15 protein-coding genes and 1 pseudogene are annotated in these 14,607 nt (G+C 52.0%); 13 read left to right on the top strand and 3 right to left on the bottom strand.

The annotated features are described in order from the left end of the window. Positions 1-37 precede the first annotated feature (37 nt). The 7 genes and pseudogenes from flgK (at position 38) to PYR66_14855 (ending at position 5,729) form a co-directional block, all read left to right on the top strand. A complete protein-coding gene (flgK, locus tag PYR66_14885) occupies positions 38-1,687 on the top strand; it encodes a flagellar hook-associated protein FlgK (GenBank protein ID WEF26605.1) in 1,650 nt (549 codons plus the stop codon). Positions 1,688-1,708: 21 nt separating this feature from the next. Further along, positions 1,709-2,668 carry a flagellar hook-associated protein FlgL gene (gene flgL, locus PYR66_14880; GenBank protein ID WEF26604.1) on the top strand — a complete coding sequence of 320 codons (960 nt, stop codon included), beginning with the start codon at positions 1,709-1,711 and terminating at the stop codon, positions 2,666-2,668. 243 nt (positions 2,669-2,911) lie between these two features. Next, positions 2,912-2,989, top strand: coding sequence for a hypothetical protein (locus PYR66_14875; GenBank protein ID WEF30464.1), 78 nt, complete (start codon positions 2,912-2,914; stop codon positions 2,987-2,989). A 20-nt stretch (positions 2,990-3,009) separates the two neighbouring features. After that, positions 3,010-3,168, top strand: coding sequence for a hypothetical protein (locus tag PYR66_14870; protein WEF30463.1), 159 nt, complete (start codon positions 3,010-3,012; stop codon positions 3,166-3,168). Positions 3,169-3,309: 141 nt separating this feature from the next. Further along, positions 3,310-4,359, top strand: a complete 1,050-nt coding sequence (locus PYR66_14865) for an HNH endonuclease (GenBank protein WEF26603.1) — start codon at positions 3,310-3,312, stop codon at positions 4,357-4,359. A gap of 74 nt (positions 4,360-4,433) precedes the next feature. After that, positions 4,434-4,982 (top strand): annotated as a pseudogene (locus PYR66_14860) (tyrosine-type recombinase/integrase). A 198-nt stretch (positions 4,983-5,180) separates the two neighbouring features. Continuing rightward, entirely contained in the window at positions 5,181-5,729 is a 549-nt protein-coding gene (locus PYR66_14855; GenBank protein WEF26602.1) for a GNAT family N-acetyltransferase, read from the top strand. A 614-nt stretch (positions 5,730-6,343) separates the two neighbouring features. Here PYR66_14855 and PYR66_14850 read toward each other — a convergent pair. The 3 genes from PYR66_14850 to PYR66_14840 form a co-directional block, all read right to left on the bottom strand. Continuing rightward, positions 6,344-6,526, bottom strand: a complete 183-nt coding sequence (locus PYR66_14850; GenBank protein WEF26601.1) for a hypothetical protein — start codon at positions 6,524-6,526, stop codon at positions 6,344-6,346. Continuing rightward, positions 6,523-7,257 carry a hypothetical protein gene (locus PYR66_14845; protein ID WEF26600.1) on the bottom strand — a complete coding sequence of 245 codons (735 nt, stop codon included), beginning with the start codon at positions 7,255-7,257 and terminating at the stop codon, positions 6,523-6,525. Before PYR66_14845 ends, PYR66_14850 begins: the two co-directional genes overlap by 4 nt. Positions 7,258-7,669: 412 nt before the next feature. Further along, positions 7,670-8,569 carry a LysR family transcriptional regulator gene (locus PYR66_14840; protein ID WEF26599.1) on the bottom strand — a complete coding sequence of 300 codons (900 nt, stop codon included), beginning with the start codon at positions 8,567-8,569 and terminating at the stop codon, positions 7,670-7,672. A gap of 227 nt (positions 8,570-8,796) precedes the next feature. Between PYR66_14840 and PYR66_14835 the strand changes: the two genes are divergently transcribed. The 6 genes from PYR66_14835 (at position 8,797) to PYR66_14810 (ending at position 14,460) form a co-directional block, all read left to right on the top strand. Beyond that, positions 8,797-9,147, top strand: a complete 351-nt coding sequence (locus tag PYR66_14835) for a cyclophilin-like fold protein (protein ID WEF26598.1) — start codon at positions 8,797-8,799, stop codon at positions 9,145-9,147. A 131-nt stretch (positions 9,148-9,278) separates the two neighbouring features. Continuing rightward, entirely contained in the window at positions 9,279-10,496 is a 1,218-nt protein-coding gene (locus PYR66_14830; protein ID WEF26597.1) for an MFS transporter, read from the top strand. 16 nt (positions 10,497-10,512) lie between these two features. Further along, positions 10,513-11,559 (top strand): NAD(P)-dependent alcohol dehydrogenase, encoded by a 1,047-nt coding sequence (locus PYR66_14825; protein ID WEF26596.1) that lies wholly within the window; start codon positions 10,513-10,515, stop codon positions 11,557-11,559. Between the two features lie 16 nt (positions 11,560-11,575). Further along, positions 11,576-12,604: an alpha/beta hydrolase gene (locus tag PYR66_14820; GenBank protein WEF26595.1), complete on the top strand. Its 1,029-nt coding sequence runs from the start codon at positions 11,576-11,578 to the stop codon at positions 12,602-12,604. A 25-nt stretch (positions 12,605-12,629) separates the two neighbouring features. Next, positions 12,630-13,616 carry an aldo/keto reductase gene (locus tag PYR66_14815; GenBank protein ID WEF26594.1) on the top strand — a complete coding sequence of 329 codons (987 nt, stop codon included), beginning with the start codon at positions 12,630-12,632 and terminating at the stop codon, positions 13,614-13,616. Between the two features lie 160 nt (positions 13,617-13,776). After that, positions 13,777-14,460, top strand: coding sequence for a hypothetical protein (locus tag PYR66_14810; GenBank protein WEF26593.1), 684 nt, complete (start codon positions 13,777-13,779; stop codon positions 14,458-14,460). Positions 14,461-14,607: the final 147 nt, after the last annotated feature.

The following is a 14,607-nucleotide window of genomic DNA, read 5'->3' as shown; positions in this document are numbered from 1 at the left end:
AGCTGAGCGAATTGACTTGGCAGCATAAGGAATCACGATGTCCAATAGCTTAATCAATACGGCGATGAGCGGACTGAATGCGGCGCAGGTGGCGCTCAGTACCGTCAGCAACAATATCTCTAACTACAACGTGGCGGGTTATAACCGTCAGACGGCGATTCTGGCGCAGAACGGTGGCCTGGCCACCATGAGCGGGTTTATCGGTAACGGCGTGACCGTCACCAGCGTTAACCGTGAATACAACCAGTTCATCACCAACCAGCTACGCGGCGCGCAGAGCGTGGCTGGTTCGCAGAACGCTTACTACGAAAAGATTTCGCAGATCGATAACCTGCTGGCCAGCAAAACCAATACGCTGTCGAGCAGCATGCAGGACTTTTTCACCAACCTGCAGAACCTGGTAAGCAACGCTGGCGATGACGCCGCGCGCCAGACGGTGCTGGGCAAGGCCAACGGCCTGGTGAACCAGTTCAACAATACCGATAAATATCTGCGTGATATGGACAGCGGCGTCAATCAGCAGATTAACGACACTGCGCAGCAGATTAACAGCTACAGCCAGCAGATTGCCCGCCTGAACGATGAGATCACCCGTCTGCGCGGTAGCGCCGGCGGTGAACCGAACGCGTTGCTCGATCAGCGCGATCAACTGGTGACTGAGCTTAACCAGTTGGTGGGCGTGCAGGTGACTCAGCAGGACGGCGATGCCTATACCGTCTCCTTTGCTAACGGCTTAACGCTGGTGCAGGGCAGCAATAGCTATCAGGTGGAAGCGATGCCTTCCAGTAGCGATCCGTCGCGCCTGACCCTCGGCTATAACCGCGGCAGCGGCGCCAGTGAGGTGCCGGAAGGGCAGATTACCAGCGGCAGCCTGAGCGGGGTGCTGCGTTTTCGTAGTGAAACGCTGGACGGCGTGCGCAATCAGCTCGGTCAACTGGCGCTGGCGATGGCCGATAGCTTTAACCAGCAGCATCGCGAGGGCTTTGACCTCAATGGCGACGAAGGTGGAGATTTCTTCAGCTTCAGCGGTGCGCGAGTGGTCGATAACACGAGTAATACCGGCAATGCGTCGCTGTCGGTGTCCTATACCGACACCAGTAAGGTGAAGGCTAACGATTACCGCGTCGAGTATGACGGCGAGAACTGGCAGGTCAGCCGCCTGCCGGATAACGTCAAGGTTAACGCCACCGCGGGCACTGATGAAGATGGCAACACGACGCTGAGCTTCGATGGCCTCGAAGTGAGCATCGACGGCAACGCGCAGAAGAAAGACAGCTTCACGGTGAAGCCGGTCAGCGACGTGGCGGGCAACCTGAAAGTGGCGATTACCGATTCGGCAAAAATCGCCGCCGCCGGTCAGGATGACAGCGGCCGTGGCGATAACGATAACGCCAAAAAACTGCTCGATCTGCAAACCAAAAACCTGGTTGACGGTAAAGCGACGCTGAGCGGCGCCTATGCCGGGATCGTCAGCGGCGTCGGCAACCAGACCGCCGCCGCCAAGGTGAGCAGCGAATCACAGTCCAATATCGTCACCCAACTGACGCGCCAACAGCAGTCGCTCTCCGGGGTTAACCTCGATGAAGAGTACGGCGAACTCCTGCGCTTCCAGCAGTATTACATGGCTAACGCGCAGGTTATCCAAACCGCCAGCTCGCTGTTTGACGCGCTGCTGAATATTCGTTGATTGTATTAGGGAATTGATAGCATGCGCATGAGCACCAGCATGATGTACCAGCAGAACATGACCGGCATTACCGGCAATCAGTCGCTGTTTATGAAGGCCGCCGAGCAGCTCTCCACCGGCAAGAAGGTGATTAATCCCTCCGACGATCCGTTAGCGGCATCGCGGGCGGTGATGCTATCGCAGTCGCAGGCGGAGAATAACCAGTATACGCTGGCCCGCACCTTCGCCCGCCAGAGCGTGTCGATGGAAGAGACGGTGCTCTCCGGGGCGACCTCGACCATTTCTGATATCAAGGCGCTAATTGTTAACGCTGGCGGCACCGAGAGCGATAACGACCGCGATTCACTGGCGACGCAGTTGCAGGGGCTTAAAGATCAGTTGCTGAACCAGGCCAACAGTACTGATGGCAACGGGCGTTATCTGTTTGGCGGCTACGAAAACGATAAGCCGCCGTTTGTCGATAATGGCGGGACGATCGGCTATCAGGGCGGCGATAAAACCGTGGAACAGAAGGTTGATGCCAACCGCACCATGACTATCGGTCACACCGGCAATGCGGTATTTATGGCGCTGACCAGCAATCCGAAGCCAGAGCCGGATGGCAGCGATCCGGTCGCCGATGTGTTCGCCAGTATCGATATTGCGCTGGAAGCGTTGAGAACGCCGCAGCAGGGGGCCGATGACGACGTCAAACAGCAGGTGAACGATGCGCTGGCGAAGGCGAATCGCGGGCTCGATAACTCCTACAATAAGGTGCTGAGCGTGCGCGCGGAGCTGGGGAACCAGTTGCAGGAGATGGATCAGCTGGATAGTATCGGCAAAGAGCGCGATATGACCAACGAGGTGCAGATGAGCGCCCTGACCGACGCCGATCTGGCGGAGTCGATCTCCTCGTATTTTATGCAGCAGGCCGCGCTGCAGGCATCCTATAAAACCTTCGGCGATATGCAGGGCATGTCGTTGTTCCAGATGAATCGATAACAATAATATTCCCGTTTTAACACCTTGGCACGTCATCCCGTTCTCTCTGCATATTCGGGTGACGTGCCTTTTTTTGTTTGTGGGCGGCGGTGGATAGCGTGTTAGGGGGGAATGTTGGTTGTGAGGGCATGGCGGCTACGTGCCAAAAGCGGAAGTTGCTTATGCCATAGAGAGTTAGTCTTTAGAAATTTGAATATCCGCCCTGAAGAATTTACCCCAAGCTATGCAGGTTCAAGCACGCGAATGGATTTTTTGTTGCCTGCACATAAATTGGTGCTGGAAACAAAAATTGTACGTGATCGGCATCATGCAAAAAAATAGGTGATGAACTCATTATTGATATTGAGCATTACCGACGTCATTGGGACTGCAAGAATCTATGGTGTGTGATCTATGATCCAAACAAGTTCATTACGAATTCAGAAGGGATTAAATCAGATCTTGAAGGGAAAAGAGCCTCTAAAGACGGTGAAATAATCGTTAAAGTTTTTATTCTTTAGTGATCTTAATCAAGATTTATAGGTTAGCACTGAGTCGGTTAGTCGTCCTCTTGCTCACAGAAGCCTGATGAATTGTTGCGGATTATATGTCAGAGTTGGATATCACTCATTTCAAGATATGTTCATTGACGGAGAATACTTTTGAATCTTAGCAAAGATGGATATCCACAAGGTGAGTTGGTACGAGCTGTATGGGAGTGTTGTGATGAACTCTATGAGAAACTAGGACGAGCCCCCTCACGACAGGAATTTAATGACGAAATTGGCAAACGCGAACCACATCGCATAGGTATTAGTACACATTCTCGCCAATGGGGGGAGTGGATGCGCCATCATAATTTCTCAACATATGTTGCTAGTGAGCCAGGTATCATCCCTGAAGAAATGCACTATCCACAATATCTACGTGTATGGTATGCCGTGACACAACTCGGTTCCGCCTCTGCTGCAAATATTGTTAAGTGGATCCGTAACAGCAACGCCACTCTGAAAGAAACCGAGATTCGCATTCAACTGGATGCATTAACTGTTAATAGCAATTCACGGTATCGATATCTTGGTAGCCGCAAAAGCGCTCGTACTGACCAGGGTAACCCATACGACGTGTTGTTTCGTACAGGAAACCTACGAAATACACGGTATGAACTGTATGTCCAAGAACTGCACGGGACATGGGATATTGGCGACGATGGTAGAACGCCAGTTCAGATTGCTATACCAAGGCCATATGATCGGTTAGTACTTGAAGCGAGGGATGAATTATTCACGGAATTCCCGGAGGATGAAGGTGACATCCGTCTAAAGGCTCTGCGTGAAGTTATTGTTCGGGAAGGACAACCCGCATTTAGACGAAAACTCATTGAAGCTTATGACGGCAGATGTGCGGTAACAGATTGTTCTATCCTGGTGTTACTAGAGGCTGCTCATATAACTCCTTATGCCGGTTCCTGGCATACCCGCGCCCAACATGGTTTATTATTGAAAACAGATATTCATACTTTATTTGATCGTGGTTTGCTCTGGATTGATAGTGAATTCAAAATAAGGATATCAGAACAGCTAGCTGGGACGGAATATGCAGAGTTAGATGGAAGAAACCTAAGATTACCAAAAGATAAGAAAGACTGGCCGTTAATCACCCATTTGCTAAATCATCGGCAATATTGGAGTGAGAAACATAATGACGATTAATGCACTTAATCCAGTAACGTCTCTTCCTCGCTCATAAGGGACAACCAATCTCCCACATTGCAGGAGATTTGAGTATGAACACGTCGCCGTGGAACAAAGACCGTATCATCGGTCAAAAAAGGCCGCTTCAGATATCTCATATCTGGGGGAGCCGGATTCGACTTGAGCTGGAAGGTAAAACACGCGATCTTGCTCTGTTCAACATGGCTTTGGACAGTAAGCTACGAGGTTGTGACCTAGCCAAACTCAAAGTATCTGATGTTGCATATGATAACTCTGTTTTAAGCAAAGCAACGGTGTTGCAACAGAAAACCGTTAGCCCTGTGCAATTTGAGATAAGCAAAGGGACAAGAGAAGCTGTTGCTGCATTGATAAAGCTTGGCAATTTGCATAGTAAAGACTTCTTGTTTCGGTCTCGGGTCGGAACTAATCAGCACATTTAAACCCGGCAATACAACCGAATATTCCGTGGGTGGGTAGAAAAGCTTGGTTTCGAAGATTCGCTTTACAGCACACATTACATGAGAAGAACAAAACCTTACCCGATCTACAAGAAAACCAAGAATCTCCAGGTGATCCAACTTCTGTTGGGTCATAAGAAACTGGAAAGCACAGTCCGTTAGCTGGGCATTGAAGTCGATGACGTGTTAGAGATCTCTGAATCAATTGAAGTCTAAGGTTGTCAGGGCTGCAACAGCAGCCCCGTGCCAAAAACTGCCCCTCCAATTGTATGGATGTTTTCTGTACATCACGATACATTGAGATAGCTATTTAATGGCTTAAACAGTAATAGACATTAATCTCGGGAAGGAAAAGCGTGGATGCCAATACCTATACTCTATACAGAACGCTTACTGTTAAAACCATTATCCTCAGAAGATGCCTCACAAATTCAGATACTTTATCCTCGCTGGGAGATTGTTCGGTACATGGTCTCATCAGTACCATGGCCCTATCCGGATAATGGCGCCGAGAATTATGTCAATAACGTTGCTTTGCCTGATATAGCAAATGGAATCGCTTGGTTCTGGACTATCAGACATCGTGAAACGCCTGACAACCTGATAGGTTTAATCTGTCTGTATGATGTTGAGGATAATAACCGGGGATTTTGGTTAGCTCCGGAGTATCAGGGCAAAGGCTTTATGCGTGAGGCCTGTAATGCAGCTACAGATTATTGGTTTAATTCCTTAAATAAGACGGTGTTGCGTGCGCCGAAAGCAGTTCTCAATAACCGTTCCAAACGTATTTCACAGAGCAGTGGCATGCGACTCATCAGGATTGAAAAGAAAGAGTATGTAAGCGGACTGTTGGATTCTGAACTCTGGGAAATCACCCGTGACGAATGGAATGCTCGAAAGGTTGGTTGATAAGATTATGGCACGTCTGCTTTTCGCTCAAAGCTGTCCGTCAACGGAGTTGACTCCCTTATTACAACTCAGGTGTACAAAAAATAACCTTAGCGTACGATAATTTTCGATATCCAAACTGACCTCTGAATACAGCTGAGTACCTGCAACGGAAAAAAGGAAAAATTGCGTATTACGATCAGGAATATGGTCATGACTGATAGTGGCAGTGGAATGCTGCTGACGATCCTACGGCGCTGGCCATGCCGGAATTTCCGGTCAAATAGAAAGTTGACTGTTACCGGAGATAACGCAAGCTCACTCAGATGAATCGCCCTGGCGGTGGCGCTGAACACTGCTAATTTAAGAGGGGCTGACCGACCCGGCCAGCCATAACCAGACCAGGCGCCTGACCATGCTTTTTGTTCACCCGGTAAGCTGCCATGTGCCGCAAACCATTCACGGCGCTTTGTCAGCCAGTTCTGAAATGCAGGCCGCATTCGCTGACCCACTGGGTGCCTGTTTTCCGCAGCCTGACCTGATGGGTCGGTGGTATTCTGTAGTGATCCCCTCGTGCCTCATCGGCTTTCGGTTTTTCTTTTCAGGTACGAGCAACGGATATCATGGTAAATATTTCAAACCAACCAGAAGGTAACGGCAATTACGATAACTGCGAATATCGCTGTCGATCCCCAGGCAAAAGAAGGCCAGAATGTTACTGCCAGCATTCCGAATCCCAGAATGAGCAGCACAGGTATCAGGGTGCTGGCAAAATATTTCAGTTGGGTATGCAGCCATTTCTTAAAAAATTCACTCATCTGATAATCCGTATAATGGTGTCAGCAATGTCATTGTCTGATGTCGGTGGGAGTAAGCTCAGTTCGGTTCTGCTGATAACGGGCTCAATAATGAAATAAAGCATTTCCAGTTTTTCGGCATACAATGCGTAGTAATAGCGGGGATGCCGAGATTTTAGCCGGTTTGCTGAATCTGCGGCTTCTTGTACGTATCCGTAATAACTGACTATAGTTACCGCGGCCGCGCCTATTTTGGCTAGTTTTGTATTTGCCCCCACCCTGATCCCAAAGCTATAGCTCACCGCAGCTACTATGGCATAGGCCAGTGCCTGGTTTGTCATCGACCCTGAAGCAATTGTAGCCCCCTTGCCAATCAGAATCTTTTGGATGTGGCGGATGCGTTCAGGTGTCAGTCCCTGCAGCAGCTGATTCACGTATATTTTAAACATTCTGGTGACAATATTGTGTTGTTTTACCAGTTGAGTGAGGCCTTCCATAAATCGCACATCTTCGGTTTTCTGCGCGGTACACACATCTCGATAGTTGTCTGTAAAACAAGAAGAGTAGTACGTGAGGCGTCTGACTCCGAGTTGCATACGGCGCGCCTGGTCAAGAATGGAATCTTTTACGCCTCCCAGCGCTTTTTCAAGACGTACGGCTAACAGATTGTCAGCCTGTATTTTTGTAATGATATCTGAATTGCTGAGCATTTGAGTTTGGTCATGTAAAAGATAATGGGGGTTATTATCCACTATGGGATCCGGTTGGGAAACGGAAAATATTGTATGGTAAGGCTAAAGGCAGATAGCGTCATCAACGATTCGATTAGCGAGCGCCCCAGGTCGGTTAGTTCGTATTCAACCTTAGGGGGGGATCGTCAGGTACATCGTTCTGTGACCAAGCCATCACGTTCGAGGCCGCGCAGGGGCAATGTGAGCATCCGATGCGATACCCCGCCGGTGGTGCGCAGAGCAGTGAGCGCGGTGGTGAGACTGTAGCGCGGACATGTCTATTGGTCAGGGACAGATATCTCAATTTAGCTACTACACTGCATGCCAAGGCTAAGTTAAGATGTCCGGGGTAGGGCAAAAGCTCAGATGACCGCTCTGCGCCAGGAGTGGGCGTTCACGTCCGTTCTTGAAATATCGGCCCGATAATTCAGTGTTACATTTTCCGGTTAATACGCAACGCATCCACAACGAGTGAAAACGCTGGAGAAGGCTGTTTACGGCTGGGGTAATAAAGATAGTAGCCGGGAAAAGGCCTGCACCAATCTTCAAGCACCCGGATCAGTTTTCCTTCCCGCAGATGTGTGCCGAACTCCTCTTCAGGTAAAAAGGCAATCCCCAGTCCGGCAAGGGCTGCATCAACGACGTGTTCCGATGTATTAAACGTCAACTGTCCTTCAACCCGAACGTGAAATTTGCCGTTTTCCTGCTCAAACTCCCAGGCGTAAATTTTCCCCGATTGAACCATGCGCTCATTAATACAGCAGTGTTGCATCAGATCGCGTGGCGTCTGAGGGGCGGCGCACCGGGCGAAATACTCAGGGGAAGCTACAGCCGCCATGCGCAGTTTCGGGCCAATGGGTATGGCTATCATATCTTTGTCGATAGTGTCTCCGAGCCGCACGCCGGCATCAAAACGATCCGCCACGATATCCCGGAACCCGTGGTTGGCATCAAACTCAATATGAATATCAGGATATTCGCGTAACAGTGGCGTCAGCTTTGGCAGCAGCGTGGTCTTCAGGACATTGGGTCCACAGGTAATACGGACGGTCCCCGCAGGTTTATCACGCAGTGCCGTCAGCATGTCCAGCTCGGCTTCAATCTCATCAATACGATGGCCCACAGACTGCAGCAGTCGCTCCCCGGCAGCCGTCACTGACACACTGCGCGTAGTCCTTGTCAGCAGGCGGATTTGCATCCGTTCTTCCAGCCCGGAAATCGCCTGGCTCAGTGCGGGCTGGGTCACGCCGAGCTGGGCGGCAGCGCGCGTAAAGCTGCCCTCACGCGCCACAGTGACGAAAGAGAGTAAGTCGTTGAGATTGCGTCTGGCCATGCTCGTTTCCGGTCCATTTATAAATTTTACTTATAAGGGTATTAAGTATTCATTAGCTAGTTAACCCGCTGCATATTGGTAACAATAATGCGATGAAAAAGTCAACGCTAACCCTTATGCAAAACGCTTACCGCAGAACATCACTGCTGCTCCTTGCCGGCCTGCTTTTCGTCACGCAGTCCGCTATGGCGGGTGACAACGAGCGGGGAGTGGCGCAGGAGACGCTTATGAAAATTGAGATCATTGTGGAGGGAGAAACCGCCACCGCCACCCTCTTTGATACGCCGACAGGCCGGGACTTTGCGTCTTTGCTTCCCCTCAGCATGACGCTGGAAGACTATGACGATATTGAGCGTATAAGCGGCCTGCCGCGCAGGCTTTCCACGGTGCAGGCACCGGGCGGCATGACGCCGGAAGCCGGAGATATCACTTACTACGCGCCCTGGGGCAACCTGGCGATTTTTGCCCGGGGCAGGGCTTACGCCCGTTCACTGATCCCGTTAGGGAAAGTGGATTCCGGACTGCCGGTCCTGCAGCGCCACGGACCTCTTGCGGTGCAGATCAGGGTAGCCAACTGACCCGCAGCACCTTCCGCACCGCGATTATCCCTCTTATCCCGTCCCGTCCCCGTATGCCGTTTCAGCTCTTCCTGCAGCGCTGAAGGCTCCGGGGCGCAGACTTATGTTAGCTACTGAAAAGAAATCCCTGAATGAGTAATAAGACAGACGAGAACAGAAAAAAAATCCCCGCTAGCGGGAAACACCCTGCGCACTGGAGTGGTGTCTTTGCCATGACGCTGTGCGTCTTCGCCCTGATCGCTTCTGAATTTATGCCGGTAAGCCTGCTGACACCGATGGCGCAGACCCTTCGTGTCACCGAAGGCATGGCCGGACAGAGCATCGCCATTTCCGGGGCATTTGCAGTGGTAACCAGCCTGTTTATTTCCGTGCTGGCAGGCACGCTTAACCGGAAAACGCTGCTGCTCGGCCTGACCTGCATTATGGCAATTTCCGGTGCTGTTATTGCGATGGCACCCAATTACCTGACCTATATGGCGGGCAGGGCCCTGATTGGCATTGTGGTCGGCGGGTTCTGGTCGATGTCGGCCGCGACGGCAATGCGTCTGGTCCCGGTGCATCGTGTTCCGCTGGCGCTGGCTATTTTCAACAGCGGCAATGCTCTGGCTACCGTCGTGGCTGCCCCCCTGGGCAGCTGGCTCGGATCGGTGGTTGGCTGGCGGGGCGCCTTCTTCTGCCTGGTGCCGGTCGCCATCATCGCGTTTGTCTGGCAATTACTCAGTCTGCCTTCCATGTCGGTCACCCGTCAGGCGGCAGCTTCCCGCAACGTTTTCACGTTGTTTCGTCGCCGGATGGTCACGCTGGGCATGCTGGGTGTGGGGATCTTCTTTATGGGGCAATTCACGCTCTTTACCTACATCAGGCCTTTCCTTGAGACGGTGACGCGGGTGGATGCCGCAACGGTGACCCTGGTCCTGCTGGTTATTGGTGTCGCGGGTTTCATCGGCACTACGCTGATTGGTCGGGTGTTAAAACGCGGGTTCTACCCGACCCTGATGACCATCCCGGTACTGATGGCCATCACCGCGCTGGCACTGATTGCCTTCGGCAGTCAGGTAGCCATCGTGACGGCGCTGCTTGGGCTGTGGGGGCTGATTTCCACTGCCGCACCGGTGGGATGGTGGGCATGGGTTCCGCGTACCTTCCCTCAGAATGCCGAAGCGGGCGGTGGACTGATGGTGGCGATGGTGCAGCTGTCCATTGCTCTCGGTTCGACGGTGGGCGGCCTGCTTTTCGACCATCACGGCTACCAGAGCACCTTCCTGGCCAGCGCCGCGATGCTGATTATCGCAACCGTACTGATCTTTCTGACCTCGCGGGCAGACACTTCTGCCGCAGACCATTCATAAACCCAGGAGTAATGCCATGACAGTTAAAGCTTACGGTGCCCATACGGACACACTGCCACTGGAGCCGATGGATATCACCCGTCGCGCCCCCGGTGCCCATGATGTGCAGATTAACATCGCGTACTGCGGAGTCTGCCATTCGGATATCCACCAGGTACGCGCTGAATGGGCTGGAACGCTCTATCCCTGCGTACCGGGACATGAAATTGTCGGTCGTGTAGTGGCCGTTGGCGATCACGTCTCCGGTTTTCGTGCCGGGGACCTGGTGGGGGTCGGCTGCATTGTTGACAGCTGCCGGCACTGTAGTGACTGTGACGACGGACTGGAGAACTACTGCGACCACATGACAGGGACATACAATTTCCCGACGCCGGATGCGCCGGGCCACACGCTGGGCGGATATTCGCAGCAGATTGTGGTGCATGAACGCTATGTCCTGCGCGTCACTCACCCGAAAGCGCAACTGGCCGCCGTGGCACCGCTGCTGTGCGCGGGGATCACAACGTACTCCCCGCTGCGTCACTGGCAGGCGGGTCCCGGCAAAAAAGTCGGGGTGGTCGGTATCGGCGGGCTGGGGCATATGGGGATCAAGCTGGCGCACGCCATGGGCGCGCATGTTGTAGCCTTTACCACGTCTGAGTCCAAACGAGACGCCGCCAGAGCGCTTGGTGCAGATGAAGTGGTTGTCTCCCGTCATGCCAGCGAAATGGAAGCCCATGCAAAGAGCTTCGATTTCATCCTCAACACCGTTGCTGCGCCGCATAACCTCGATGTGTTCACCGCGCTGCTGAAACGGGACGGCACGATGACCCTGGTGGGGGCGCCGGCCACGCCGCATGACGCGCCGGAAGTGTTCAGTCTCATCATGAAGCGCCGGTCGATTGCCGGGTCGATGATTGGCGGCATTCCTGAAACACAGGAGATGCTCGATTTCTGCGCCCAACACGGCATTGTCGCCGACATTGAACTTATCCGCGCCGATCAGATTAACGACGCCTATGAGCGCATGCTCAGGGGCGATGTGCATTACCGGTTTGTCATGGATAACGCCACCCTGGCTTAATAATAAGGAGACCATCATGAAAAAATTTACGTTAGTGCTGGGGCTGTTGATCAGTGCATTTGCTTCCTCTGCGGCGGATATGTCCCGTGGGGCCGATAATTTTTATAAAAGCGATAAGGTGATGCAGCAAAAAGTCACCTTTAAAAACCAGTATCAGATGGCCGTGGTCGGCAACCTGTTTATGCCGAAAGCGATGAGCCAGAACACCCGACACCCGGCGATCGTCGTTGGTCACCCGATGGGAGCCGTTAAGGAACAGAGTTCAAATCTCTATGCGCAGAAGCTGGCGGAGCAGGGTTTTGTCACGCTGGCTATCGATCTCTCTTTCTGGGGAGAAAGCGAGGGCAAACCGGGGCACCTGATTTCACCGGAAATCTACACAGATGATTTCAGCGCGGCGGTTGATTATCTGGGCACACAGCCGTTTGTTGATCCGGAAAACATTGGAGTGCTGGGCATCTGTGGCAGCGGAAGTTTCGTTATCAGCGCTGCGAAGATTGACCCGCGTATGAAAGCCATCGCCACGGTCAGCATGTATGACATGGGGGCTGCGTTCCGTAATGGCCTTAACCATTCCCAGACGCTGGAGCAACGTAAGGCCTTTATCCGGTCGGCTATTGAGCAACGTTTTGCCGAGTTCAAAGAGGGAGAGACCGCATATATTCCCGGTACTGTTAATAAACTGGATGCATCCACGCCGGATATTCAGCGCGAGTTCTTTGATTTCTACCGCACAGAGCGCGGCGGCTACACCCCGCAGGGTCAGAAAGAAGAACTGACGACGAAACCGATGCTGAGCAGTATTGGCAAGTTTATGAACTTCTATCCGTTCAACGATATTGAAACTATTTCGCCGCGTCCGATGCTATTTATCACCGGGGACCAGGCTCATTCAAAAGAGTTCAGCGAAGACGCATTCAAACGCGCCGGTCAGCCTAAAGAGCTGTATGTCGTCCCAGGTGCAGGGCATGTCGATCTGTATGACCGTACCGACCTGATCCCTTTTGAAAAATTAACCGACTTTTTCCGTAAGAACCTGCGATAACGCATTTGGTTAAGGAACATTTGATATGAATTACAAACATCTGGGTCGTACCGGCCTGCGGGTGAGCCGTATTGGTCTCGGCACCATGAATTTCGGTGAGCTGACGGATGAGCCGACCAGCTTCAGGATCATGGATGAAGCCGTGGATGCGGGTATCAACTTCTTCGATACCGCTGACGTCTATGGCGGGCCGCAGTCGCCGGATATGGCAAAGGGTTACGGAATATCCGAAGAAATCATCGGTAACCGGTTGGCGCGCAGTGGTCAGCGTGACCGAATCGTGCTGGCCACGAAAGTCTACCAGCCGATGGATACGGGGCCGAACGACAAATATCTGTCCGCTTACCATATTCGCCGGGCCTGTGAAGCCAGTCTGAAAAGACTGAAAACGGACCATATCGATCTCTACCAAATGCACCATATTGACCGGAACACGCCCTGGGAGGAAGTCTGGCAGGCCATGGAACAGCTGATCCGCGAGGGCAAAATCAGCTATGTGGGCAGCAGCAACTTTGCTGGCTGGGACATTGCTACCGCACAATGTAAGGCTGACGCGCGTAACCTGCTGGGGCTGGCGTCGGAGCAGAGTCTGTACAACCTGACCCAGCGTACGGTTGAGCTGGAAGTCATCCCGGCGCTGCGTCATTACGGCATTGGCCTGATCCCGTGGAGCCCGGTCGGGATGGGGATGCTGGGGGGCGTGCTGAAAAAAATTGCCGGTGGCCGCCGGGCATCACCGCAGTTGCAGGCACAAATCAACCGCTTGCGGTCGCAACTGGAGGCGTGGGAAACACTGTGTGATGAGCTGGGGGAAACGCCATCAGACGTTGCGCTGGCATGGCTGCTGCAGAACCCTGTGGTTAGCGCCGTGCTCAGTGGTCCGCGTACAGCTGAACAGCTCCGTCAAAATCTCAATGCCCTGACGCTGTCTCTTTCAGACGATACGCTCAAAAGACTGGATACCATCTGGCCGGGACCGGGCGGGGAGGCACCTGAAGCCTACGCATGGTAAACTTTTATCAGTGTCAACAATTACCGGCCTTCGGGTCGGTAATCATGTTTTTTAGTCAGATTTATTTATTACATGGCGCTGGAATATTAATAGAATGACCTGAAATATCTGATAAAAACGGCAATTTATAACCTGTGTTCAATACCTCATAAGGCCGGTCATGAAATCCTATAGCTTGCCAGACACTTATCGTTCAACAAATTTAAACACCATTGGGATGTGGGAAGATAATGCCGAAATCGGAGAAATCAGAGAGGAAAACTACTACGACCCGGTAAAACTCGCTCTGGCAACAGGCATAAAGCCGCGTATGTCATTTTCGGTCTCGCAGCTATTTGATGAATTAAACGAGCTCACAAGGGATGATCCACTCGCCGACATCCTGCCAAAACACAGTTTCCATTTCACCTTCGTACCACTGACTCTACCACTCTATAAGGCAAACGAGCGATTGCCCTCGAAAGCCGAGCAATTGAAAAATATCTGGGCGGGATATCATTCGAAAAAGATTGTGATCAGGAACCTTCGTTTAATCGCTTTGCCCAGCCAGTTGTTACTGGCGGGTATCCCGGATGAGCCAGCGATAGCTATGCGTCAGTCATTCTGCGAGAGAATTCTGGAGTCTAAGTGGAAAGATGAGTTGCTGATGCGGCACAGCAGCAGTCCATTACCGGCACCATTCTGGCACAGCACGATCCTGCGTTACAGCGCTACTTTTATACCCGCAACCGTGCGGGAGTTTTTTTTGGAACGTCAGGAAATTGATTACGGAGATGTCGTCGGAGAATTGACATTAGCGAGGATAAACTATAATTGGGAAAAATTTTATCCATTAGAGATTTAATATTGTCGATGTAGCTACATGCCGGATGAAATTGATGTATTCCTCAGTTTAAACGGGCGAGCTTAGGTCCGCTCCTTGCGCGCCAGTCCTTATGTTTAGCTGGCTATCAATACGTTGACGAATACTCAATAAACAGATGGGTGAGCA

It is taken from the genome of Klebsiella aerogenes (genome assembly GCA_029027985.1).
GTDB lineage: Bacteria > Pseudomonadota > Gammaproteobacteria > Enterobacterales > Enterobacteriaceae > Klebsiella > Klebsiella aerogenes_A.
This window is presented reverse-complemented; position numbering and strand designations above follow the sequence as displayed.

Coding starts and splice junctions, on each gene's coding strand:
- PYR66_14810 (WEF26593.1), top strand. CDS start 13,777: ATGAAATCCTATAGCTTGCCAGACACTTATCGTTCAACAAATTTAAAC.
- flgL (WEF26604.1), top strand. CDS start 1,709: ATGCGCATGAGCACCAGCATGATGTACCAGCAGAACATGACCGGCATT.
- flgK (WEF26605.1), top strand. CDS start 38: ATGTCCAATAGCTTAATCAATACGGCGATGAGCGGACTGAATGCGGCG.
- PYR66_14815 (WEF26594.1), top strand. CDS start 12,630: ATGAATTACAAACATCTGGGTCGTACCGGCCTGCGGGTGAGCCGTATT.
- PYR66_14820 (WEF26595.1), top strand. CDS start 11,576: ATGAAAAAATTTACGTTAGTGCTGGGGCTGTTGATCAGTGCATTTGCT.
- PYR66_14875 (WEF30464.1), top strand. CDS start 2,912: ATGGATTTTTTGTTGCCTGCACATAAATTGGTGCTGGAAACAAAAATT.
- PYR66_14850 (WEF26601.1), bottom strand. CDS start 6,526: ATGAGTGAATTTTTTAAGAAATGGCTGCATACCCAACTGAAATATTTT.
- PYR66_14830 (WEF26597.1), top strand. CDS start 9,279: ATGAGTAATAAGACAGACGAGAACAGAAAAAAAATCCCCGCTAGCGGG.
- PYR66_14855 (WEF26602.1), top strand. CDS start 5,181: ATGCCAATACCTATACTCTATACAGAACGCTTACTGTTAAAACCATTA.
- PYR66_14835 (WEF26598.1), top strand. CDS start 8,797: ATGAAAATTGAGATCATTGTGGAGGGAGAAACCGCCACCGCCACCCTC.
- PYR66_14840 (WEF26599.1), bottom strand. CDS start 8,569: ATGGCCAGACGCAATCTCAACGACTTACTCTCTTTCGTCACTGTGGCG.
- PYR66_14825 (WEF26596.1), top strand. CDS start 10,513: ATGACAGTTAAAGCTTACGGTGCCCATACGGACACACTGCCACTGGAG.